Here is a 22,141-nt window from a genome sequence, read left to right as displayed (position 1 = left end):
ATTTGAGAGCGTTCATAAGAGGTATATTCACCTCTTTTTCAATTTTTCTATATTCTGCTTTCTCTTATAATGGATAATCAAACTTTTTGATAATCCGTTATAAAAGAGGAAATAAGATATCCTGTATTTGGTACTTTTAAATCAATATGAGAGGCAATAAATTATTATTTATAAATCAATCTGTTGATTCATAGTGATTCAGTTTTTGAAGCTTTTTAACAGCGTAGGGGGGCATAGGTGGAGGGCTAGGATCTTGGGCTGCTAATAAGAGCAATTCATCACAGGCTTTTTCTGTTTTTTGGACGAGTTGGTCCAAAAAATCACGTTTGCTTAAACCAGCTTCTATGGGGGGAAGAATGCGAACACGGATTGTTCCAGGATAGCGGCGAAAATTGCCTCGTGGCCAATATAAACCAGCATTGTGTGCAATGGGAACAACTTGAAGTCCCAATTCATTGTAGAGAGCAATAATCCCTGATTTATAATCTGGTTCCTGTCCTGGCTGTCGGCGTGTTCCTTCGGGAAAGATCAAAATTTGGCGCCCTTGTTTTGCTTTTTCTTTTGCTTTTTGTATGATGGTTTTTAAAGCTTTAATGGGCGTTGTTCGGTTTATGGGAATAATTTGTGTTTTTGCCATGTACCAGCCAAAAAATGGAATCCACGTCAGTTCACGCTTTAGGATGAGAGCGGGATCATCAAAATAGGGGACAAGGCTGAAAGTTTCCCACGCAGATTGATGTTTGGGAGCGATAATATAGGCTCCTTTAGGGAGATTTTCTAATCCTTCAATTTCATAGTTTGTACCCGCAATATATTTTTGCAGAAAAAGTGTGACGCGCGCCCATGTTTTAGGCACAATCCACGCTTTTTTGCGTGGCATGAGAAAATAGATGGGAGCGTAAAGAATCATTTGTATAAAAGTTGTTGTATAAAAAGCGAACGTAAAAAGAAGAGAACGAAGGATAAGCACTATATTTTCCATTTTATATCTACGAAGAGAGTGTATATATAACCTACTTTACACGAGAAAACATCTTTCTTTATGTTTTTTCAAAAGTCTATTTTTAGCTATTTTCTGTTATTTAAAAATATGAGGAAAACAGATTAATGAGGTTGCAGGGGAGCCAAAACACTTTTTTTATTCCACGGATTTTATCTATTGCGGGGACTGATCCTTCTGGTGGCGCTGGAATGCAAGCGGATTTGAAGGTTTTTTCAGCCATGAAAACCTATGGTATGAGTGTGGTTACAGCTGTTGTTGCACAAAATACACAAGGTGTACGTGCTTTTCAGGCGTTGGATGCTTCTTTTGTCGCTGATCAAATTGATTCTGTTTTTGAGGATATCCATGTTGATGCTGTTAAAATTGGTATGGTAGCAAATGCTCAGATTGCGCAGATTATAGCAGAGCGTCTTGCTTATCACAAAGCGCGCTTTATTGTTTTTGATCCCGTTATGGTCGCAAAAAGTGGTGATGTTCTTTTAAAGCCTGATACAATTGAAATTATGCGTGATGTTCTTGTGCCGATGTCAACAATTATTACACCTAATTTGCCTGAGGCTGCTATGTTGTTGGGATGTGAAGTGCAATGGTCGTTAAACGCTATGTACCAATATGGTCCTCGGCTTTTGACTTTAGGTTGTAATGCAGTTTTGTTGAAGGGGGGACATTTGAGCACTCTTGCTTGCAAGGGTACAGCAAATTACGATTGTTCTAGTCCAGACCTTTATTGTGATTGTGAGGGGATCGTGACGCTTGAAGCTTCACGTATCATAACTACCAATGATCACGGTACAGGTTGTACCATTTCAGCTGCAATTGCAGCTTTATTGCCTACACAGCCTTTGGTTTGCGCAGTTAAACAAGCAAAAGACTATTTGCATGGGGCTTTATCTGCTTCAAGCGTTTTGCAAGTAGGGAAAGGTCGGGGACCACTTCACCATTTTTATGAACTATGGGATAAAAGATAAAGGAGAACCTTATTGAATATTGCTATTATTTTGGGGTCTATACGTCAACCATCGCTAACAAGAATCTTAGCCAACTACTTGGCTGATTGTCTATTGATGCGTGGTGCATCTCTTCATTGGGTTGATTTACGTGAACAGCCTTTGCCGATTACTGATCCAGATTATCATAACCATGTAGAGTCTAATCCAAGTGCTGCCGTTCGTCAGTTTGTTAAAACAATTGCGGCGGCTGATGGTGTTATACTCGCTAGTCCTCTTTATCAAGGGTCTTATTCGGGTGTTTTAAAAAATGCTCTTGATAGTTTGGCTTATGATGCTTTTTTAAAGAAACCGGTTGGGCTTATCTCACATGGTAGTGCAACTAAAAAATGCGCACAACCATGTGAGCATTTATTGTCGGTGGTGCGCACGCTTTATGGTTATGTGCTACAATGTCAAGTTGCTTCATCCAAGCAAGATTTTGCATCGGATGATGAAGGTCGTACATGGAAAATCATAAGTGAAGAGGTACGGGTACGTTGTGAGCGGCTTGCTAATGAAATGTGCACATTTTTAAAACAAAAGAGTGGGGGGTATGATAAAAAATGATGAGCAATATCGTTATTTAGTGGTAGGTGGCACAGAGATGCTTGCACCCTTGTGTCAGTTGCTAGAGCTGCAAGAAGTGATTATTGCAGCGCACTTTTGCTTATCAGGTTCAGTTTGAAGCATTGCGAAAAAACTATATATGTGTGCCGTTGGATTATTATTGTACGGTTTTGTAGACACAATTTTTAGAAGCTGTGACCCAATGGCATGGGCTAAAATATTGCATATTGTTAGGTTCATTCGTTCGCACACCCATTTTCTTGCACGTTGATTGAGCGGTTAGCTTTTTTGGCTAAACCACAGTGTATTCTTCATGTTTTTTCCTCTTAAAGATTTTGCATTTACTTATTTTATGACAACAAATCGAATGCTGTATATGAAAAGGATGGAATCACAAATCTTTGCTTTAGATTAAAGCTGTATGTGCAATTTTTAAAGAAGTTTTAATGAACTTTGTAAGGCTTTTGAAGACCCTTTGAGAACCCCTTAAAAATCTTTTGAAAAAAACAAATTGCTGCAAAATACACAAAATCTGCTGATAAGCTACATACAATAACAAATGCAAAATTCATATGGAGCGGGCGATGGGATTCGAACCCACGACCCCAACCTTGGCAAGGTTGTGCTCTACCCCTGAGCTACACCCGCTCACCGATTCGAAACATATTTTGCTTCAAGTGTTGCTTGTATGGCGTAGGCTTTTGCGAATTGCAACAAAAAAATAACATTTCAGTTTGATTTATTTACTCATGTTTCAAAAAGGGAAATAAAGATTGATTTTGGAAGATTCTTCAGTAATAAATTATCTCCTTTATCGATTGTTGCAAAAAAGGGGCGGAGTGAAATGTTGAGAAGAGTAAATGTATTATGGATTGCAGTTGCAGCTTTTTTTATCATCAATAGTTTTGCAAAAGCGGGTGATCACGTTAAACACGTTAAAGTTGCACTTACACAAATTATGGCACATCCTGCTGCAGATACAGTTCGTAAAGGTGTGGAAGATGTGCTTGCAGAAAATGGTTATAAGCAAGGTGAAAATTTAGAACTCACTTTTTTATCAGCGCAGGGCAATATTTCTACAGCAACGCAAATTGCGCGTAAATTTGTTGGTGATAAACCTGATGTAATTGTTGCAATTAGTACTCCTTCAGCACAGACGATGTTCGCGGCAACGAAAACAATTCCTATTGTCTTTGCTGCAATTTCTGATCCTATGGGAGCGAAAATAGTGTCTTCGCTTACCAAACCTGGTGGCAATGTGACGGGGGCTTCTGATCATATAGATGTTGCAGAAAGTCTTAAGCTTTTGCAAGAGGTGAAACCAGATTTGAAAAAACTTGGTTATCTTTATAATGCTTCTGAGGCCAATTCTGTTTCAACACTTAAGGTGTTAAAAGATGCAGCGAACAAAGTGGGAATTGAAATCATTCCTTCATCGGCGTCTAAACCTTCTGATGTTCAGGCGGCGACACGCGCTTTAGTTGGTAAGGTGGATCTTATTTTTATTCCCGCTGACAATACGGTTCTTTCTGTTTTAGAGGGAGCGTCAAAAGTTACACAGGAAACGAACACTCCTTTATTTACTGTCGATGCTAACTCTATTGGACGCGGACCTTTTATGACTCAGGGCGTGAATTTCTATGATGTAGGAATTGATGCTGGCAAGTTGGTTGTGCGTATTTTGAAGGGTGAAAAGCCCGGCGATATTGATATTGTGCAGGGAGCTAATAATGATATCCGCATTGATATGAAAGCGGCTAAAAAAGCTGGTATCATCATTCCACAAGCGGTTCTTGAACGTGCAACAAAGGTTATTCAGTAGATTTCCATTGACACGATAAAAGTACATTAAGTTTTCATGGAGTGAATTTCCGGATGAATATATTTGCGTTTTCTGGTGCTGTAGAATTAGGTCTTATTTATGCATTTGTTGCAATTGGGGTTTATCTTTCGTTTCGCGTTTTAGATTTTCCTGATTTAACTGTCGATGGTTCTTTTCTTCTCGGGTCGTGTGTTTGTGGTGTTTTGATTCTTTTAGGTTTTAATCCATGGACGGCTATGGTATGCGCTTTTTGTGCAGGTATGGTAGCTGGATTATTAACAGCTTTGCTGAATTTACATTTTGGTATTTTAAATCTTTTGGCTTCCATTTTAACGATGTCAGCGCTTTATACGATTAATCTCCGTATTATGGGGATTATGGGAGGATCTAATGTTAATTTAGCACGTGCTGATACTGCTTTAACACCCTTTTATGATTTGTTTGGTTTGTCTGATATTTTTGTGCGGCCTCTTTTTGTTGGTGCTGTATTGTTAGTTGTGGCATTTTTAATTTGGCGCTTTTTGGAAAGTGAAATCGGTCTTGCTATGAGGGCGATGGGTGCTAATCCACGGATGGCTACGGCGCAAGGGGTTCATACGTCAGCGTTGATTTATTTTGGTATGGGTCTTTCAAATGCATGCGTTGCGCTTGGAGGTTCCCTTTATATTCAAACCGCGATTGCTACCGATATTACCGGTGGAATTGGTACGATTGTTTTCGGTTTAGCAGCAGTTATTATTGGTGAAACTCTCTTTCGTACGCGCAATATTTTCTGGATTATTATCAGTTGTATTGTGGGATCTGTGCTTTATCGCGTTGCAGTGCAGTTTGCTTTTGAAGCACAAGGGATCGGTATTGATACGTCGACCGATCTTCAATTGATCACCGCGCTTTTGGTTGTTTTAACACTTATTGTACCACGCTATTTGGGGAGGCGTAAACATGATTGAGTTTTCTCATGTTGGGGTTACTTTTAAACCGCAAACGCCTTTAGAAAAACAGGCATTAATTGATATTAACCTCAAGATTGATCGTGGCAGTTTTGTTACGATTATTGGTTCAAATGGCGCTGGTAAATCAACTTTGCTTAGTGTTTTAGCAGGCGCAACCCTTCCTACGACAGGAAAAGTGGTGATTAATGGACAAAATGTTTCTAGGCAATCTGTAAGTGAGCGCGCTGGGAGGGTTGCTTGTGTTTTTCAGGATTCATTAATAGGAAGCTGTGGTTCTTTAACAATTGAAGAAAACTTGGCTCTTGCTGCTCTTCGAGGGAGCCGCCGTGGTTTGCGTTCAGCCTTAAATCATGAAAAACGGCAATTTTTCCGAGATGAAATTGCTCAATTAGGTATTGGTCTTGAAGCGTATATCCATAATCCTATGGACAGTTTATCAGGCGGACAACGTCAAGCAGTTTGTCTTGTGATGGCTACTTTAGCGCATGCGGATGTTTTATTGCTTGATGAGCACACTTCAGCATTAGATCCAGGAATGGCTGATTTTGTGATGCGGTTAACCGAAAAAATCGTTGAAGAGAAAAAATTAACAACTATTATGGTGACGCATTCTATGCGTCAGGCCCTTGATCATGGAGATCGGACGCTGATGTTGCATGGTGGTAAAGTGATTTTTGATGTGTCTCAAGAAGAGCGTAAGGGTTTGAATGTAAATGATTTAATTGGTATGTTTCAGAAAGTTCGCGGGGAAGCTCTTGATGATGATGAACTGTTAATGGATTAATATTTTGGCTGAGAAAAAAGCGCATGAAGTTGACTCTTTTCTAACGCGTCTTTCACGTTCTTTCCCTATCGTTCTCATTTATGGACCAGATCGTGGTCTGGTTTGTGAACGTGCACAGCGTTTTGCGAAGCTTACACGGGTGGCCATAGAAGATCCATTTTCAATGATTCGTTTGGATGCTGCTGAGATTGATAAAGATCCTGCTCGTTTGGGAAATGAAGCGCGTACTTTATCGCTTTTTGGCGGAGATCGTTTGATATGGGTCTCTAACAGTGCTAACCAAAAAGGCTTTCTTACAGCCTTGAAGTTTTTAATTGAGGAACCACCGGAGGCATGTTTTATTCTCATTGAAGCGGGGGATTTAAAAAAAGGAACAGGCTTACGCAATGTTGTTGAAACGGCATCAAAAGCGATGGCCCTTCCCTGTTTTGCCGATGATGCTCGTTCTCTTGATGGCTTGATTGATGAGGTTTTAGGTCATTTTAAGAAGACCCTTTCTTTGGATGCGCGCAAGTGGTTGCACGAAAGTTTGGGAGGGGATCGTCTCGTATCACGGAGTGAATTGGAGAAGCTTTGTCTTTATGCTTCAAATGTCCATATTACTCTTGAAGATGTGAAGGCTGTTGTGAGCGATGTGAGTGCTCTTTCTCTAGATGAAGTGATTGATGCTCTTTTATTGGGTGATATAACAGGTTTTGAGGCTCATTTTAGTAGACATGCAGCACTGCATGGTGCGCTTTTTTTTATTTTGAGTACGGCACAGAGGCATTTTCAGCAATTACAGCTTTTGCGTTATCAAGTGGAGGTTGAAGGGAAAGCACCTTTTACAGTGATTTCTCAAGCGCGACCACCGATTTTTTTTCAACGGAAAAAAATAGTTGAACAGGCTTTAAAATATTGGAAAATGGAACATATTTCTTACGCAATGGAAAGAATTCAGAGCGCTGTTTTAGAGAGTCGTAAGAATCCGCTTTTGGGTGAAGCTATCGTTCGTCAAGCTTTGCTGGGGCTTACAATTGTTGCGCGGCGCCAAATGGCTGGTTAAAATATTCAGTTGTGTTTTTGGTGACTTATTGACTTGATTTATGGCGTTGGCGGAAGAGAAAATGCTTTTAGAATTACGGTATCTTTTTGCACAATTTGTTTAGCTGAATTTTCAATATTTGAAAAAGTTATATTGATTGTTGCTACCAGAAGGTTTGGCACAATGTAATTCCACTATACGAAGAATTGTTATCTGTTTAGTAATGCATGTTTGTAAGCAATGGATTGTCAAATTTTAGCGCTTGATGTTACGTTTTCTATCATTTATTTGTTGTGCGTTTTCCTGGTAAAAATAACCTGTTAGTAGTTTGTGCGGGTAATTATTGAGCTGCACCTGACTTTATTTATTCTTTTATCGGTTGTGGTTTTTTAAATGTTTGGTACATAAATCTTGAACAAACAGAGAGACAAATCGTAGTTATGTTACCGTTTTCAAAGAGTTTTTAAAGGTGAAAGATGCTCCATATTCAGTTTGAAAAAATAGCACTCATTGGGATCGGTCTTATTGGTTCTTCTTTAGCAAGAGTGATTAAAAAGAAAAATCTCGCGGTTCAAATTTCTATTGCAACGCGACGGCAAGAAACCTTGAAAAGAGCGCGTGAATTGGAACTTGGGGATTTTTATACAACCGATAATGCGGAAGCTGTTGAAGGAGCAGATTTAGTGATTGTCTCTGTTCCTGTTGGAGCGAGTGCGGAGGTGGCAAAAACCATTCGTGATCATTTAAAGTCGGGAGCGATTGTGACTGATGTTGGCTCTACAAAAGCTTTGGTTGTTGAGGAAACGGCGCCTTTATTACCCAAAACCGTTCATTTTATTCCTGGTCATCCGATTGCGGGAACTGAATATTCAGGACCAGATGCTGGTTTTGCTGATTTATTTATGAATCGCTGGTGTATTTTAACCCCTTTTGCTGAAAGTGATGCTGTAGCTGTCGCGCAATTGACAGCGTTTTGGGAGGCTTGTGGTGCGCGTGTCGAGAAGATGACTCCTAAACATCATGATCTTGTTTTGGCGATTGTTTCGCATTTGCCGCATTTGATTGCTTATAATACTGTTGGGACAGCGAGTGATTTAGAAAAAGTGACGAATTCAGAAGTGATTGCTTATTCTGCTTCGGGTTTTCGTGATTTTACGCGTTTGGCATCTTCTGATCCTGTTATGTGGCGAGATATTTGTTTGCATAATAAGGATGCTATTTTAGAAATGTTGAGCCGTTTTAATGAAGGACTTGCTTCTCTAGAACGGGCAATTCATTTGGAAGATGGTGAAACATTGTTTAACTTTTTTACTCGTACGCGTGCTGTACGCCGTAATATTATTGCTGCGGGTCAGGAAATTGATGCTCCTGATTTTGGACGTCATAATGTTTCTAAAGAGAGGGGATGAAAACGAAACTTTTTCTAGAAATCTATATTCTTTTAAGTTGTGAATTGCCATAAAGAAGATAAGCAATTGATCGGGTAGAGATGACTAGGGTTTAAAAAAGTCATTTAGTGTGTGTCCAATTTTGTAATATCACAGGTTGCTTTGGATAGGTTTTTGTAGACGCTTTACCTGTTTTCCTGACAGTATCAACGGTTGATATGTATAGATTTTTATAGTCTTTGGCTCTTGAAGCATTCTTTGTGGTTTTGATACAAAGTGAGGCTTGACCATATTGATCATTGCCCTTTATATTGGCGAAGATTGTTTTTAGGCTTTGATGATTTTTATAAAACTTGAATAGATTGGGAAGAGTGTTACCAGAAAGTATTAAGATTTGTTAAGAAGTATCTTTTGGTATAGCTATCGTATTCTTGTTGATGCAGTAAATCATTATTGGCGTGGGAATGGGAGTGCTTTTGCCAGTCATGTCGCGCTGTCGGGGCTTTTAGCATTTTTCCCTTTCGTTATTTTTGGGACATCTCTTGCTAGTTTTATCGGTGCTTTTACTTATACGCCGCAAAAAATAAAAGCGCTTGTGCAGTTGCTGCCAGATGTCATTGCAGAGCCTTTATCTCAGGAAATTATCAATGTTTTAACTGTTCAACGAGGGGGTGTGTTAACAGTTTCTGTCATTGGAGCAGCCTATTTTGCCTCTAATGGGATAGAGGCTTTGCGTACAGCTTTAAATAAGGCTTATCGTGTTGTTGATCGACGTAGTTTGTTGTTTTGTCGTTTTCAAAGTTTATTTTTTGTAATTCTTGGCACCATTGGTCTTGTTGTGATCAGCTTTTTATTGGTTTTAGCACCTTTACTGATCAAAATTATGCAAAATCATTCTTTTTTCATTATCGAATATATTGGTATAATTCGTCTATGGCGTTACATAACTGCAGCAGTTGTTCTCTTTGTAAGTCTTTTGATTGTTCATAAATGGCTCCCAGCAGAGCGACGGAAATTTATAGATATCTTACCAGGAATCGTGGTGACAATGTCAGTGTGGTTTATGGCTTCTATTGCTTTTGCGCAATATTTGACAATGTTTGATTATATTTCTACCTATGCGGGGTTAGCATCTATTATGGTTGCGATTATTTTTCTTTATATGTTAAGTGCAATTTTTATTTTGGGAGGTGAAATAAACGCAGCGATAATGTTTTATCGCAAGCATTTACGATCTTCAGATGAATGAAAGAACCTCTATCGTTGCGTGGAAGCCAAGAAACGAATACACGAGTAAAACCTGCCATCACCTTGTTGATTGATGCGGATGCTTGTCCTGTAAAAGCTGAAATTTATCGTGTTATGAATCGTTATCAGCTAAAAACCTTTATTGTAGCAAATCGTTTTTTCTCTCTTCCAGATGAAACCCTCATTGAAAGAGTGGTCGTTTCTGGTGGACTTGATTGCGCGGATGATTGGATTGTAGAACATGTACATGAGGCTAGTATCGTTGTTACTAGTGATATCCCTTTAGCAGCACGCGTTGTGCGGGCTGGGGGTGTTTGTCTTTCGCCATCGGGGCGTGTTTTTGATGCAAGTTCAATCGGTCAAGCTCTGGCGATGCGTAATTTGATGGAAGATTTGCGAGGACAAGGGCATATAACAGGAGGACCTCGTCCTTTGTCTCCTAAAGATCGTTCTTCTTTCTTGTCAGCACTAGATCTCGTTATACAACGTTTAAAAAGGCGCGGTTATTAAGTTATTGGGCTTCTTTCATGACAGCTTTTATAAGTGTTTTAGCATCGTCATTGGCCCATGGAGCAGCACCATTGAATGAAGCAATAAGATACCCCTCTTTATTGATGAGAAGTGTGACGGGTAATCCTAAAGCGAGTCCTTGTTTTCTAATGTTGTTGAAAATATTCATTGTTTCATCGCGATAATAAAGCAAATTATCAGCGTGAATATCTTGTAAAAATTGCTGAATTTTTTCAGAAGAAGCTGTTTTGTCTATATTAATAGCTATGACATCGAAATTTTCTCCACCCATTTCACGTTTTAATTGCGCCAGTTCGGGCATTTCTGTGCGGCAGGGAGCACACCAAATAGCCCATAGATTGATCAACAGCGGTTTTCCAGTAAATTCAGCGAGTTTGTGGTCTTTTCCTTGAATATCCTTGAAAGAAAGTTGATTCATATCTGCGGGCGTATCAACAAATCGCATGTGGGTAAAAAAGCCTTTTGCTGCTTTTCTGATCGCCGTTATTTTTTCTTCTTGTATTTTTTCGGTATTTTTTCCTGAAATAAAGTCGGTGAAAAAGGACACTATCTTGTCATAAGGGCTTTTTATTGCGTATAAACTGACAGTAGCTAAGATCACGACAACAAAAAATGATGCGATGAAGAACCCCTTTTTATTCTTCTTTTTTTGCGTTTTAGGAATCATAATTTTTATCCTTTTTATGGGTGGTTTCAGAGTATGACAGATGAGAAGTTAAAGAACCAAATGTGGGGTGGCCGTTTTATAGCAGGACCTGCTGCAATTATGGAAGAAATTAATGCTTCAATTGATTTTGATCAAAAACTTTATCGGCAAGATATTGAAGGTTCACTTGCTCATGCCGCGATGTTAGTGCAAACGGAGATTATTTCACAATCAGATTATGAAAAAATTGTTCATGGTTTAAAGCTTATTCGTCAAGAAATTGAGGACGGTCGGTTTATTTTTTCACGAAGACTTGAAGATATTCATATGAATATTGAAGCACGACTTTGCGAGTTGATTGGTTCTGTAGCAGGGCGTTTGCATACGGCGCGTTCACGCAATGATCAAGTTGCTGTTGATTTTCGTTTGTGGGTACGTGAGGCGTCACAGAGGATAGCGCAAGCTTTAAAAAGATTGATAGAGAAATTGCTTGTTCGAGCAGAACAGCATATCGATACATTTATGCCAGGCTTTACGCATTTGCAATCGGCGCAGCCTGTAACATTTGGTCATTATATGATGGCTTATGTTGAAATGTTTGGTCGAGATTTATCGCGGATACGTGATGCAGTTGAGCGAATGAATGAATCACCCTTAGGGGCTGCAGCCTTGGCAGGTACTAGCTTTCCAATTGATCGTTTTATGACAGCAAAAGCATTAGGTTTTCGAGAACCAACACGCAATTCGATTGATAGTGTTTCTGATCGTGATTTTGCGTTGGAATTTTTAAGCGTTGGTGCTCTTTGTGCAATGCATCTTTCCCGTTTAGCGGAAGAAATTGTCCTTTGGTCAAGTGAACAATTTTATTTTATTCGTTTATCAGACGCTTTTTCAACCGGTTCATCCATTATGCCACAAAAAAGAAATCCCGATGCTGCAGAACTTGTGCGTGCAAAAACTGGGCGACTGAATGGAGCTCTGATTGGGTTGTTAACGGTGATGAAAGGTTTGCCCCTTGCCTATTCAAAAGATATGCAGGAAGATAAAGAATATGTGTTTGATGGAGCTTTGAGTCTAGAATTAGCGCTGGCAGCAATGACAGGGATTATAGGTGATTTGCAAGTTAATAAAGAAGCTATGAAACAAGCAGCTGATTCTGGTTATGCAACTGCAACGGATTTTGCCGATTGGCTTGTGCGTGAATTAGGGCTTCCTTTTCGTGAAGCACATCATATTACTGGGCGTGCTGTAGCATTGGCAGAAAAGAAACAATGTGCTTTGAATGATTTGCCATTGGTTGAACTTCAAGCGATATATCCGGATATTAATGCAGCGCTTTTTGATTTTTTAACGGTTGAAAAATCAGTTGAAAGTCGTAAAAGTTTTGGTGGAACGGCGCCTTCAGAAATACTTTGTCAAATTGCTTATTGGAAAAAACGCCTTGTAACTGCCTGAATGGTTGGATCGTAAATCCAAAAAATGAAAAAGCCTTGATAGGAGAGAGAAGGGCGTATGAAAATCATTTTAAAGAGTTTAACAATTGTCCTTGTGGGGTGTGTTTTTATTGTTGGGTGCGGCCGTAAAGGGCCATTAGAAATGCCTTATTCAACTACGGAAAAACCTGTGCGAGGAGCATCTTCACTTAAAAGTAAAGAAGATAAATCTTTTGTGCTTGATCGTTTGATACAGTAAGGGGGAAATATGCATTTTTTTACCTATCATCAAGGCATGCTTCATGCTGAAGGGCTTTCGCTTTCTGCTCTTGCACAGGATGTGGGAACACCTTTTTATTGTTATTCGGCTAGTGCATTGGTTGGACGTTTTCAAGAGTATCAAAAGGTATTTCAAGAGATACCGAGTTTGATTGCTTATGCGGTTAAAGCCAATTCTAATCAAGCTGTTTTGCGGCTTCTTAGCTTGAATGGATCGGGAGCTGATGTTGTTTCAGAAGGTGAATTGCGGCGTGCTCTTGCTGTTGGGATTCCTGCGCATCGTATTGTTTATTCTGGAGTTGGTAAAACAGTGCGGGAGATAGATTTTGCTCTTTCTCAAGATATTTACTGTTTTAATGTTGAGTCAGAGCAGGAACTTGAACAATTGTCAGCCCGTGCTGTTGCGCTTTCAAAAACAGCACGGGTTTCACTACGCATTAATCCAGATGTTGATGCAAAGACTCATGAGAAAATTACAACGGGAAAATCTGAGAATAAATTCGGTATTCCACTGTTGTTAGCAAGAGAGGCCTATAAAAAAGCGGATTCTTTACCTGGATTACATGTTTGTGGTGTCGATATGCATATTGGTAGTCAGATTTGTGATTTAAAACCGTTTGAGGAGGCATTTTTTATTATCGCAGATTTTGTGCGTCAATTGTGGAGCGATGGTTATGCGATAACGCATATAGATATTGGTGGTGGGCTTGGTATTGCATACGGTAATGAACAATATAACATACCTTCTCTTTTTGATTATGCAGTGCTTGTAAAGAAGCATATTGCACCTTTAGGGATCAATATTATCGTGGAGCCGGGGCGTAGCATTGTGGGAGAAGCTGGTGTGTTGGTGACTTCTGTTCTCTATTTAAAAAGAGGAGAAGGGCGGAATTTTGTTATTGTTGATGCTGCGATGAATGATCTTATACGTCCAACGCTTTATGAGGCTTGGCAGAATGTAGTGCTTGTGAAACAAACATCAAGTGATGCATCGCTTATTCAGGCAGATATTGTTGGTTCAGTTTGTGAAACCGGCGATTATTTAGCATTAGATCGCTGTGTGCCGATCTTAGCACCAGGTGATCTTTTGGCGATTACGGGAGCAGGTGCTTACGGTGCGGTGATGGCGAGTACCTATAATAGCCGGCTTTTGGTGCCAGAAGTTCTTGTTCAGGATACGCGTTACGCGGTCATTCGTCCGCGTCTTGATTATGCGCAATTGATAGGCTGTGACCATATTCCAGATTGGCTCTAGCGTTGTTAGGTATTTGTGGTCTTATTTTTACTAAACTTTGATGAAACAATTTATTTTCTGGAAATAGTCTTGTATGGATTTTATGATCGCAATTCGCCATTGTAAAAGGGGACAAATGTTTGTCTATGAAAAATGAAAACATCAAAAGTTTTGCAAGAATAAAGCTTTTGTATGTGCGCATTTTAATGTGGTTTATCCTCTCATTCGAGCGGATATGGGTACGTTTGTTGCCGTTTTTCTTAGTTCTTAGTCTCTTTTGTTCGCTTAGTTGGTTTGGTATTTTTGGTATTCTAGGTTATTGGCTACATTTACTCTTACTTGGGCTTATACTTTTTTTTGCTGTGGGGAGTTTATTTTTCCTTATTCATTTTCGGTTTCCTACAACGAGGGAAATTAATCAGCGTCTTGAACAAGAAAACAGCCTTAAAAATCAGCCTTTAAGTGCTCAAACCGATCATGTGTGTTTCGAAAATAGTGAAGATATTAGTGTAATTATTTGGCGTGAACATCAACGCCGCATGGCGAAACAATTATGCCATTTAAAAACTGGGTTTATCTATCCTAATAGTGTAGTTCATGATCCTCTGGCTCTGAGGACTTTATGTATTCTCCTTTGTGTGTGTGCTTTTAGTTTTTCTTTTGGTTCGCTTGGGGGACGTTTGGCAGATGCGTTTGATTTTCGTCCTATTGTTGATGAAACAACCATGCGGATTGATGCTTGGATTACACCGCCTGCTTATACCGGTGTTGCACCTATTTATTTAACAAAAGATGAGAAAAAACAGCTTGCAGTTCCTGAAGGGAGTGACGTCGTTGTACGTGTTGTCAATGGTGCTGGTATTACAGTAAAAGCAAAATCTGAAGACGATGGGCGCGAAGTTTTGTTTTCAAAAAAAAACGAAAAAGGGACTTTGAATGATTCCATTGTTCATTTTGAAACACATTTAAAACATTCAATAGGTTTGTTTGTTTCATCACGTCACAAGCAACAGCAGTGGCATTTGCAGGTGATTAAAGATCAGCCCCCAACAATTCGTTGGCTGGAAAAACCAGGGCGGATTTTGACTGGTTCGTTAGAACTTCAGTATGAGCTGGATGATGATTATAGTGTGACAAAAGCTTTTGTTGAAATAGAGCCTTTTTTTAATCAGTACAAAAGTGCGTCTTCTCTTTATAACGCACCTGAAATAAAGCTTCTTCTTCCACGTGGTGGAAAGGGTAAAATGAGGACGGTACAAGATGTATCAGCGCATCCGTGGGCTGGTTCAGAAGTTAAAATAACTCTTGTGGCAGAAGATGGCGCGGGGCAACAAGGCCGTAGCAAAACTTTTGTTATGACATTACCACAGCGTGTTTTTTCAAATCCTGTTGCGCGCGCAGTGATTGAATTGCGTAGTTTACTGGTTCTTGATGCTTCTGCAAAAGAGCGTGTACTCGATATGCTCTCTGCTTTGCTTGTGCGTCCAGAAGAGGGGCTGAAAAATATCACACATTTTCTTGTTCTACAGAGTGCATGGACAAGGCTTTCTATGGCAGAAACAGAGGATGATTTGCGTAGTGTGGTTGATTATTTATGGCAGATAGCTTTGGGTATTGAAGGCAATCAGTTCGAATCTGTTCAGAAAAATTTAAAACAAGCACAAGCTGCTTTACGTGATGCACTTCGTTATGGTGCTCCAGCTACAGAAATTGAACGCCTTATGGCAGATTTACGCCAAGCTATGGATAATTATATTCACGCTTTGGCTGAAAATGCACAAGACAAGAGCAGTCCTAACAATGGCAATTTTAGCCGTCCTAATCTTTCTGAAGATTCATTACAAAAAAAGCTCAATTTAATTGAAGAAATGGCCAAAATGGGTTCTTCTTTAGCAGCTGAACAGCTGTTGGCTGAAGTTGAACAGACTCTTGATCATTTGCAAGTGCAAAAAGGTACTCAAAGTGAGGAGAAGGGTCAGAGTAAATCTGCACAAATGAAAGAAAAAATGGATCAGCTTGGAGATTTGATGCATCGTCAGCAAGAAATTCTCAATGAAACACATCAATTAGAAATGGAACAACAGCGTGGAGAAAGTATACCGGAAAAGCAAAGAGAATCTTTAAAAAAACGTCAAGCTGAGTTGCAGTCTGAATTATCAATGTTAGAAAAAGAATTATTAGCTCAAGGGTTTGGACCAAATAGTGCCTTCAAAAGGGCAGAAGAAAAAATGAATTCTGCAGAAAATGCTCTTGAACACGGAAATAATCAAATATCCATACAAAATCAGTCAGATGCTTTAGAAGCTTTGCGGCAAGGTGCACAAAATGTTTTAGAAAAAATGCGTGAAGTGCTTAAAGAAGCCGGAGAAAATCAAAATGCTGTTCCTAGTCCTGAAGATCCGCTGGGACGCTCACTTTCTTCAAAAACGGATCAAGAAGGGCAGGAAGGTGCCATTATACCACAAGAAAGTAATCAAATGCGTGCGCGACAAATTTTGGAAGAAATTCGCAAGCGGCTTGGTAAAGAGCATATTCTGGAAGCAGAAAAAAACTATCTTGAAAGGTTGCTTCGTTTTAATTAATCGCTTTGTATTTCTTTTAACTGATGTCAAAAAGAATGCGTTGGAAACTTTTGTAAGATGTGAAGTTCAAGGATAAAAAGCATGGTAAAAGTGTTTGTCATGAAGTGGTCCTAAAAATGCTCTGTAGAGTTATTTTGGTTTAAAATATGAAATGTTACAGCTTTAGTCATTGCGCAGAGAAGGCAGGAGTCCATATAAGTGGGATATATGAGAACCTGTGATGTTTGAAGTTTTTTCCTACACGGTATATTGAATTGGATATAATTACACTGAGAGATTTTTATGCTTCGGCACTTGGACTGCGTGTTCAGGCGACATTGTGTGACCAATTAAATTTATGGTGGCCCGATCTTACTGATAAACGGGTTATGGGTTTGGGGTATGCGCTTCCTTATCTTTCTGTGTTGCGTACACGTGCACAACAATGTTTCGCTTTTATGCCGGCTGCTCAGGGTGCTTCACCTTGGCCTTGTGCTGAGAAAGTTGCTACAGCACTCGTTTTTGAAGAAGATTTGCCGCTTCCTGATGCTTCTGTTGATTGTATTTTACTGGTACATGCACTTGAATATACAGAAAATTCATGTGAAACACTGAATGAAATATGGCGTGTTTTAGCTCCCAATGGCAACTTGATTGTTATTGTCCCTAATCGCCCTGGTTTTTGGGCGCGCAACGCTTGTACACCTTTTGGTTACGGTGAACCTTATAGTCGGCAACAGATCGCTCGTTTGTTTGAAAAAACAAATTTTATTTCTGAGTCAGTGCAAGAAATTGTACATTATACGCCTTCTTCAGGTTGTGTTTCGCGGTTGTTCTCATTTTTTTATGAGCCGTTTGCACGCTATCTTTTGCCTTATTTTGGTGGCCTCTTAATATGTCAGGCACAGAAACGTATTTATCAAGGCTTGCTTGTACAGCGTCGTCAATCGCGGCGTGTTTTTATTCCTGCGTTATCTCCACAAGCTTACGAAAACTCTTCTCTCCTTGCTCCAAAGCCTATTTCACGACGGCAACCGTGAAGGGTTAACACAAAACTCATTGGGCTGCACTATTTTTACTTATGCAAGGTGTAAGCCGATGCTATCGGCAAAAGCGTTTTTGAAGCTGTCAATGTTCGATAAGTTTTAAAGGTTTAAGCGATAGCCATTTTGATCTGTGATGAGAATCTGTGCGTTAGAGGGGTCTTTTTCAATTTTTTGTCGTAAACGATAAATATGGGTTTCTAAGGTATGAGTGACAATGTTTTCATTGTAACCCCAAACTTGTTCTAACAGTGTTTCACGACTTACGGTTTTGTCATTGGTGTCATAGAGATATTTAAGAATCGCTGTTTCTTTTTCTGTGAGGTGTATTTTGTTGTTGTGTTGGTCAATGAGAAGTTTTTGTCCTGGTTTAAAAGTATAGGGACCGATGTAAGAGACTGTATCGTTATTTTGCTCATATTGACGCAATTGGGCGCGGATTCGTGCCAATAACACTGCAAAGCGAAAGGGTTTTGTCACATAATCATTAGCGCCTGCTTCAAGATCTAAGATAGTATCGCAGTTTGTATCATGATTTGTGATCATGATAATGGGAGCGCGAAATCCTTCGGCGCGTAATTTCTTAATGGCTTTACAGCCATCAAGATCAGACAGTTTAATACCAAAAATAGCGAGATCAACATTTTTCTCTTGGGTTATTGTTATTCCTGCTTCAGCCGTTTTTGCTTGGAATACTTCAAATTCCTTATGCATTTGCAATTGTTCTACCAAAATAGGGCGTAGATCATCATTTTCTTCAACGATTAAAAGGGTATAGCGGTTCATTTTTTTCCTTATAAGTTCTGTTCATGATGCAATAAAAATCATTCGCTTGTATGTCACAAGTGGAGTTGACGTGTAGATAAAACCGTTTAAGAAAGGAGAAAATATGGCTCTCATGAACTACCTCAATGTAAGAGTAGTTGTAACACTTTGAGCTTGTAAAGAGAATAAAGGCGCCGGCTTAATCCTTGCATAAGTAAAAATAGTGGTGCCCAATGGATTAATACTCTTCATGGGCTTTGTTGTACAATGGGTTTGGAAGTAACGAGAGATGTTTCTTTAAGGTTGCCCATCAAACAGACTTCTCTCCATTCATCTTCTGTTACGGGCTGTACTGATAAGCGACTGGCATTGACCAGCACCATGTTTTCCAGTTTTGGATTTGCTTTAATCTGTTTTAATGAAACAGGTGTTGGCATATCACAGAGTGCACGGATATCCACACATTCCCAGCGTGGATCAGAGGTGGTAGAATCAGGATGTGCTTCAGCACAGACTTCTACAATGCCTACGATTTCTAATCCTGTATTTGAATGATAAAAAAAACCTTTATCACCATATTTCATTGCGCGCATATTGTTACGGGCTTGATAATTGCGGACACCATCCCATTGTTCGCCATCAGCACCTCTTTGTTTTTGCATGTCCCATGACCATTTATGGGGTTCAGATTTAAAAAGCCAATACGCCATGCGCTCTCCTTTTCATAGACTGTCCTGTATTTCATAAGTCATGTGTGTTTTTTATAAACATCTATATAACACCATCAAGTATGATTTTTAAAATGGAGTGGAGTAAAGGGTGCATATTATCGATTTGTTTCTTCTTTGTTGGAAATAATTGAGGTGTGGTAGAAAAATGAGCTATATATTTTATATGGTTTATGGAGATGTCTTATCTTCTCTCGCTCATTTCCGGTAGAAAAGATATGCGTGTCGTTGAAAAATAGGCTTAAAGTAAAGCGTTAAATATGAGAAGTTTAGGCGTTTTTTAACTTTGGTCTGGAAAAACTCGTTAATACGGCGTTTTGAGTTGAAAAAATGGTGCAAGAAGATTGGTTCCAAAAGCTTAAAATATACAGTGATAAGTGATAATAGCAATGGGGATAATGGCAACAGGCAGATGTTCAATAATGGTGTTCCATATTGTTCTTCGTGGATGATATAAGCACTGCTCTCTTTTTCTTATGCTTTTGTGCCACGGCGTCCCATCCCGATTAAGGGGGCAGCTTTTTCGTCTAAAGGCCAGCGTGAGCGGGGGGCAATATCAAGAGGGCTTGTTTCTCCTCGTGCGAGTTTTTGTGCACCAGCAAAAGCAATCATTGCAGCATTATCCGTACACAAGGAAAGAGGGGGAGCTATAAATTCAAAACCGTGTTGGTGTGCCAGTTCTTGCAACGTGGATCGAATGGCTTGGTTGGCGGCAACTCCGCCTGCGACAACTAAAGCAGGAGGACGGCGGTTTTGATAGTGAGAGAGGGGATATTCATGGGTAAAGTGTTGAAGAGCCAGATGAACGCGATCATGTACTGTATCGGTAACTGCTGCTTGAAAACTTGCCGCAATGTCGGCAACATCACTTTCTGTAAGGGGAGCCATGGCTGTTGCTGCTTGCCGAACGGCGGTTTTGAGACCAGAAAAAGAGAAATCTAGCCGTTTTTCACCTTTTAAAGGTCGTGGAAGAGGGATACGATTTTTATCACCCAATAAAGCTGCTTTTTCAAGTGCTGGACCGCCCGGATAAGGAAGACCTAAAAGTTTTGCTGTTTTATCAAAAGCTTCTCCCAACGCGTCATCAATAGTGGTTCCTAAACGCTGGTAGTTGCCTATCCCGTGAACAAGAATTGTTTGTGTATGACCACCTGAAACTAACAGCAATAAATAGGGAAACGCGACATTATGCGTTAGCACGGCTGTTAAAGCATGCCCTTCCAGATGATTGACGGCAATAAAAGGTTTTCCAGTGGCAAGAGAGAGTGCTTTTGCACTCATAACACCTACCAACAACCCTCCTATCAAACCAGGGCCACTTGTGGCTGCAATGGCATCAATCTCTTTTAATTTTGTATTCGCTTCTGTTAGTGCTTTCAGAATTAAACTATCGAGAATTTCAACATGGGCACGGGCGGCAATTTCAGGAACAACACCGCCGTAGGGTGCATGATGATCAATTTGGCTCCAAACAATATTGGAAAGAATTTTGCTGCTTTCTTCATTGTTGTATTCCACGACAGCTGCCGCTGTTTCATCGCAACTTGTTTCTATTCCCAACAGGCGCATTTCAAATAAAACCTTATGTTGAAGATTCTTTCCTGTGTGCGTACCACGGATAGGCAAAGATGCAAAGAATTTCTCTTGGGGGAACTTCTTTTGGAGTTTGTTTCTCTATGAAAAAATGTGTTTTAGCACTTTCTCTAAAGTGAATGGCTTTGGTTAAAAATGAAGTTGTATCTTTTAGTATAGAATGCTGATGTGTTTTCAAAAGCCTATTTATTTAAGTATACAATTATAACTGTTCCTGATAAAGGTGTGGAGTTGGAAATTTCTGGGAAGTTATACTCTTTGTAAGAAGAGAGTGTAAAATAGGTTATGATATTTGAGAAAATCTTAATTTTTAAAACTTTTTTCATTCTATTATTTTATCGTTAAAAGAAATTATACACAAAAAGTGACAAAGATGGTAGACTCTTCAAAACCAAAAGTTAAACCACATTATGTTGGTGATCGCCGTAAAAAGCCTGCGATTGAACATGAAGCCGTGAATCATGATTCAGAGAAAATCATACAAAACTCCGTAGAAACGGGTACAATAGAGAAACAAAGTATGCAGAGTAAACACGTGTCTGGTTTAACTTGGCTGTTCTCGCTTATTTCAGGAATTTTGGGTGGTCTCATTGTTTTAGGTCTTTTTATAGGGTTTCAATGGGCGGGTTTACTTCCTTCTTCTTTAGCTGAAAATCATATGGGTGAGGAAAAAGCTTTACAGATTGCCGAAACTGCAAAAAGTCAAGGAGCAGAAATAAGAGAGCAATTGGGGCAAGTGTTTCAAGAAATTGATGCGTTGAAAACAGAGTTTTCCTCTTTTTCATCACGACAGGTTGAAACAACGCGAAATGATGAAGCATCGCAAGAAGAAAACAGAAAAGCTTTTGTGGTTTTAGAGGAAAAAGTGAGAGGTCTTGAAGAATCTGCGCAAACTTTAGCAGATGTATCAAAAGAGATAGAAACAGCTTTGTCCGCTGGACAAAGCAATGCAAATGATCTTGCTGTGTTAAAACAACAATTAAAGATTATGCAGGAAGAAATTGCTGCAAAAAATGATGAGCAGAAAATAAATACGGCACTCTTTATTGCAATCAGTTCTCTAAAAAACGCTGTAGAGCGTGGTGGATCTTATAGTAATGAATTAAAACTGTTACAGCAATTATCACCTTCAATTGATGGACTTGATCTGTTGCAAAAGACAGCCATGGTCGGTCTTCCAAGTTCAGCGCAACTTTCAGCTGATTTTGCTCGTGTTGCGGATGCAATCGTTGGTACGCAAAATGATGTTGCGTCAGATGTTGGTTTTTTTGGGCGGATTTTGGCATGGGTAAAAGGTCTCATTGTTTCACGGCCGATTGGCAATGTTGAAGGTATGACATTGGGGGCAATTGCGGCACGGATGGAAGTTGCTATTCAAGCGGGTGATTATGAAAAGGCTTTGAGTGAATGGCAAATGTTGCCCAAAAATGCAAAAGATGTTTCGGTGGATTTTGTTCATCAGCTTGAAACACATATTGCTGTTCATCATTTTCTTCAACAGTTGCTTGTGTCCGTGCAACAAGGATCTTTTAAGGCAACAAAGATGTAAA

Annotated in this window: 21 protein-coding genes and 1 tRNA gene; 16 read left to right on the top strand and 6 right to left on the bottom strand. The window is 39.6% G+C overall.

Features of this window, described 5'->3' with window-relative positions:
* Window positions 1–175: 175 nt before the first annotated feature.
* The gene (locus tag J7R13_RS01300; RefSeq protein WP_051016683.1) at window positions 176–982 is read right to left on the bottom strand and encodes a lysophospholipid acyltransferase family protein; all 807 of its coding nucleotides are present in this window, start codon (window positions 980–982) and stop codon (window positions 176–178) included.
* 125 nt (window positions 983–1,107) lie between these two features.
* On the opposite strand from J7R13_RS01300, the gene thiD reads away from it, so the two are divergent.
* Genes thiD through J7R13_RS09800 form a run of 3 tightly spaced genes read left to right on the top strand, consistent with a single transcriptional unit; the run spans window position 1,108 to window position 2,677 of the window.
* Window positions 1,108–1,971 carry a bifunctional hydroxymethylpyrimidine kinase/phosphomethylpyrimidine kinase gene (thiD, locus tag J7R13_RS01295; RefSeq protein WP_208433644.1) on the top strand — a complete coding sequence of 288 codons (864 nt, stop codon included), beginning with the start codon at window positions 1,108–1,110 and terminating at the stop codon, window positions 1,969–1,971.
* 12 nt (window positions 1,972–1,983) lie between these two features.
* Window positions 1,984–2,559 carry an NADPH-dependent FMN reductase gene (locus J7R13_RS01290; RefSeq protein WP_208437112.1) on the top strand — a complete coding sequence of 192 codons (576 nt, stop codon included), beginning with the start codon at window positions 1,984–1,986 and terminating at the stop codon, window positions 2,557–2,559.
* Window positions 2,546–2,677 (top strand): hypothetical protein, encoded by a 132-nt coding sequence (locus tag J7R13_RS09800; RefSeq protein ID WP_281432482.1) that lies wholly within the window; start codon window positions 2,546–2,548, stop codon window positions 2,675–2,677. The genes J7R13_RS01290 and J7R13_RS09800 overlap by 14 nt, the downstream gene beginning before the upstream one ends.
* Before the next feature lie 455 nt (window positions 2,678–3,132).
* On the opposite strand, the gene J7R13_RS01285 is transcribed toward J7R13_RS09800, so the two are convergent.
* A tRNA-Gly gene (locus J7R13_RS01285) sits at window positions 3,133–3,207 on the bottom strand.
* A 196-nt stretch (window positions 3,208–3,403) separates the two neighbouring features.
* On the opposite strand from J7R13_RS01285, the gene J7R13_RS01280 reads away from it, so the two are divergent.
* The 7 genes from J7R13_RS01280 (at window position 3,404) to J7R13_RS01250 (ending at window position 10,288) form a co-directional block, all read left to right on the top strand.
* Window positions 3,404–4,381, top strand: a complete 978-nt coding sequence (locus J7R13_RS01280) for an ABC transporter substrate-binding protein (protein WP_208437111.1) — start codon at window positions 3,404–3,406, stop codon at window positions 4,379–4,381.
* A gap of 53 nt (window positions 4,382–4,434) precedes the next feature.
* Entirely contained in the window at window positions 4,435–5,331 is an 897-nt protein-coding gene (locus J7R13_RS01275; RefSeq protein ID WP_006590272.1) for an ABC transporter permease, read from the top strand.
* A complete protein-coding gene (locus J7R13_RS01270) occupies window positions 5,324–6,118 on the top strand; it encodes an ABC transporter ATP-binding protein (protein ID WP_004857998.1) in 795 nt (264 codons plus the stop codon). Before J7R13_RS01275 ends, J7R13_RS01270 begins: the two co-directional genes overlap by 8 nt.
* 4 nt (window positions 6,119–6,122) lie before the next feature.
* A complete protein-coding gene (gene holA / locus J7R13_RS01265; RefSeq protein WP_208437110.1) occupies window positions 6,123–7,163 on the top strand; it encodes a DNA polymerase III subunit delta in 1,041 nt (346 codons plus the stop codon).
* A gap of 455 nt (window positions 7,164–7,618) precedes the next feature.
* Window positions 7,619–8,551, top strand: a complete 933-nt coding sequence (locus J7R13_RS01260) for a prephenate/arogenate dehydrogenase family protein (RefSeq protein ID WP_208437109.1) — start codon at window positions 7,619–7,621, stop codon at window positions 8,549–8,551.
* Window positions 8,552–8,924: 373 nt separating this feature from the next.
* Window positions 8,925–9,779, top strand: a complete 855-nt coding sequence (locus tag J7R13_RS01255; RefSeq protein WP_208437108.1) for a YihY/virulence factor BrkB family protein — start codon at window positions 8,925–8,927, stop codon at window positions 9,777–9,779.
* Entirely contained in the window at window positions 9,776–10,288 is a 513-nt protein-coding gene (locus J7R13_RS01250) for a YaiI/YqxD family protein (RefSeq protein WP_208437107.1), read from the top strand. The genes J7R13_RS01255 and J7R13_RS01250 overlap by 4 nt, the downstream gene beginning before the upstream one ends.
* Window position 10,289: 1 nt before the next feature.
* On the opposite strand, the gene J7R13_RS01245 is transcribed toward J7R13_RS01250, so the two are convergent.
* A complete protein-coding gene (locus tag J7R13_RS01245; RefSeq protein WP_208432354.1) occupies window positions 10,290–10,976 on the bottom strand; it encodes a TlpA family protein disulfide reductase in 687 nt (228 codons plus the stop codon).
* A 33-nt stretch (window positions 10,977–11,009) separates the two neighbouring features.
* Here J7R13_RS01245 and argH point away from each other — a divergent pair, with 33 nt between their 5' ends.
* From argH to J7R13_RS01220, 5 genes are all read left to right on the top strand, one after another.
* Window positions 11,010–12,410, top strand: coding sequence for an argininosuccinate lyase (gene argH / locus J7R13_RS01240; protein WP_208433636.1), 1,401 nt, complete (start codon window positions 11,010–11,012; stop codon window positions 12,408–12,410).
* Window positions 12,411–12,467: 57 nt separating this feature from the next.
* Window positions 12,468–12,647 (top strand): LPS translocon maturation chaperone LptM, encoded by a 180-nt coding sequence (lptM, locus tag J7R13_RS01235; RefSeq protein WP_004857983.1) that lies wholly within the window; start codon window positions 12,468–12,470, stop codon window positions 12,645–12,647.
* 9 nt (window positions 12,648–12,656) lie between these two features.
* Complete coding sequence (gene lysA, locus J7R13_RS01230; protein WP_004857980.1) at window positions 12,657–13,922, top strand: diaminopimelate decarboxylase; 1,266 nt, start codon at window positions 12,657–12,659, stop codon at window positions 13,920–13,922.
* Window positions 13,923–14,047: 125 nt separating this feature from the next.
* A complete protein-coding gene (locus tag J7R13_RS01225; protein WP_208437106.1) occupies window positions 14,048–16,483 on the top strand; it encodes a TIGR02302 family protein in 2,436 nt (811 codons plus the stop codon).
* Between the two features lie 224 nt (window positions 16,484–16,707).
* The gene (locus J7R13_RS01220) at window positions 16,708–17,502 is read left to right on the top strand and encodes a class I SAM-dependent methyltransferase (protein ID WP_208437105.1); all 795 of its coding nucleotides are present in this window, start codon (window positions 16,708–16,710) and stop codon (window positions 17,500–17,502) included.
* A gap of 105 nt (window positions 17,503–17,607) precedes the next feature.
* Here the strand turns inward: J7R13_RS01220 and J7R13_RS01215 are convergent, their stop codons facing one another.
* The 3 genes from J7R13_RS01215 to tsaD form a co-directional block, all read right to left on the bottom strand.
* On the bottom strand, window positions 17,608–18,291 hold the full coding sequence (locus J7R13_RS01215) for a response regulator transcription factor (protein ID WP_208437104.1): 684 nt from the start codon (window positions 18,289–18,291) through the stop codon (window positions 17,608–17,610).
* A 227-nt stretch (window positions 18,292–18,518) separates the two neighbouring features.
* Window positions 18,519–18,980 (bottom strand): EVE domain-containing protein, encoded by a 462-nt coding sequence (locus tag J7R13_RS01210; protein WP_208437103.1) that lies wholly within the window; start codon window positions 18,978–18,980, stop codon window positions 18,519–18,521.
* 492 nt (window positions 18,981–19,472) lie between these two features.
* Window positions 19,473–20,567, bottom strand: a complete 1,095-nt coding sequence (gene tsaD / locus J7R13_RS01205; protein WP_208437102.1) for a tRNA (adenosine(37)-N6)-threonylcarbamoyltransferase complex transferase subunit TsaD — start codon at window positions 20,565–20,567, stop codon at window positions 19,473–19,475.
* Between the two features lie 397 nt (window positions 20,568–20,964).
* On the opposite strand from tsaD, the gene J7R13_RS01200 reads away from it, so the two are divergent.
* The gene (locus tag J7R13_RS01200; RefSeq protein WP_208437101.1) at window positions 20,965–22,140 is read left to right on the top strand and encodes a COG4223 family protein; all 1,176 of its coding nucleotides are present in this window, start codon (window positions 20,965–20,967) and stop codon (window positions 22,138–22,140) included.
* Window position 22,141: the final 1 nt, after the last annotated feature.

It is taken from the genome of Bartonella taylorii 8TBB, from assembly GCF_902825155.1.
GTDB classification, from domain to species: domain Bacteria; phylum Pseudomonadota; class Alphaproteobacteria; order Rhizobiales; family Rhizobiaceae; genus Bartonella; species Bartonella taylorii_A.
The sequence above is the reverse complement of the archived record's forward strand: the minus strand, read 5'-3'. Positions and strand labels throughout refer to the sequence as shown.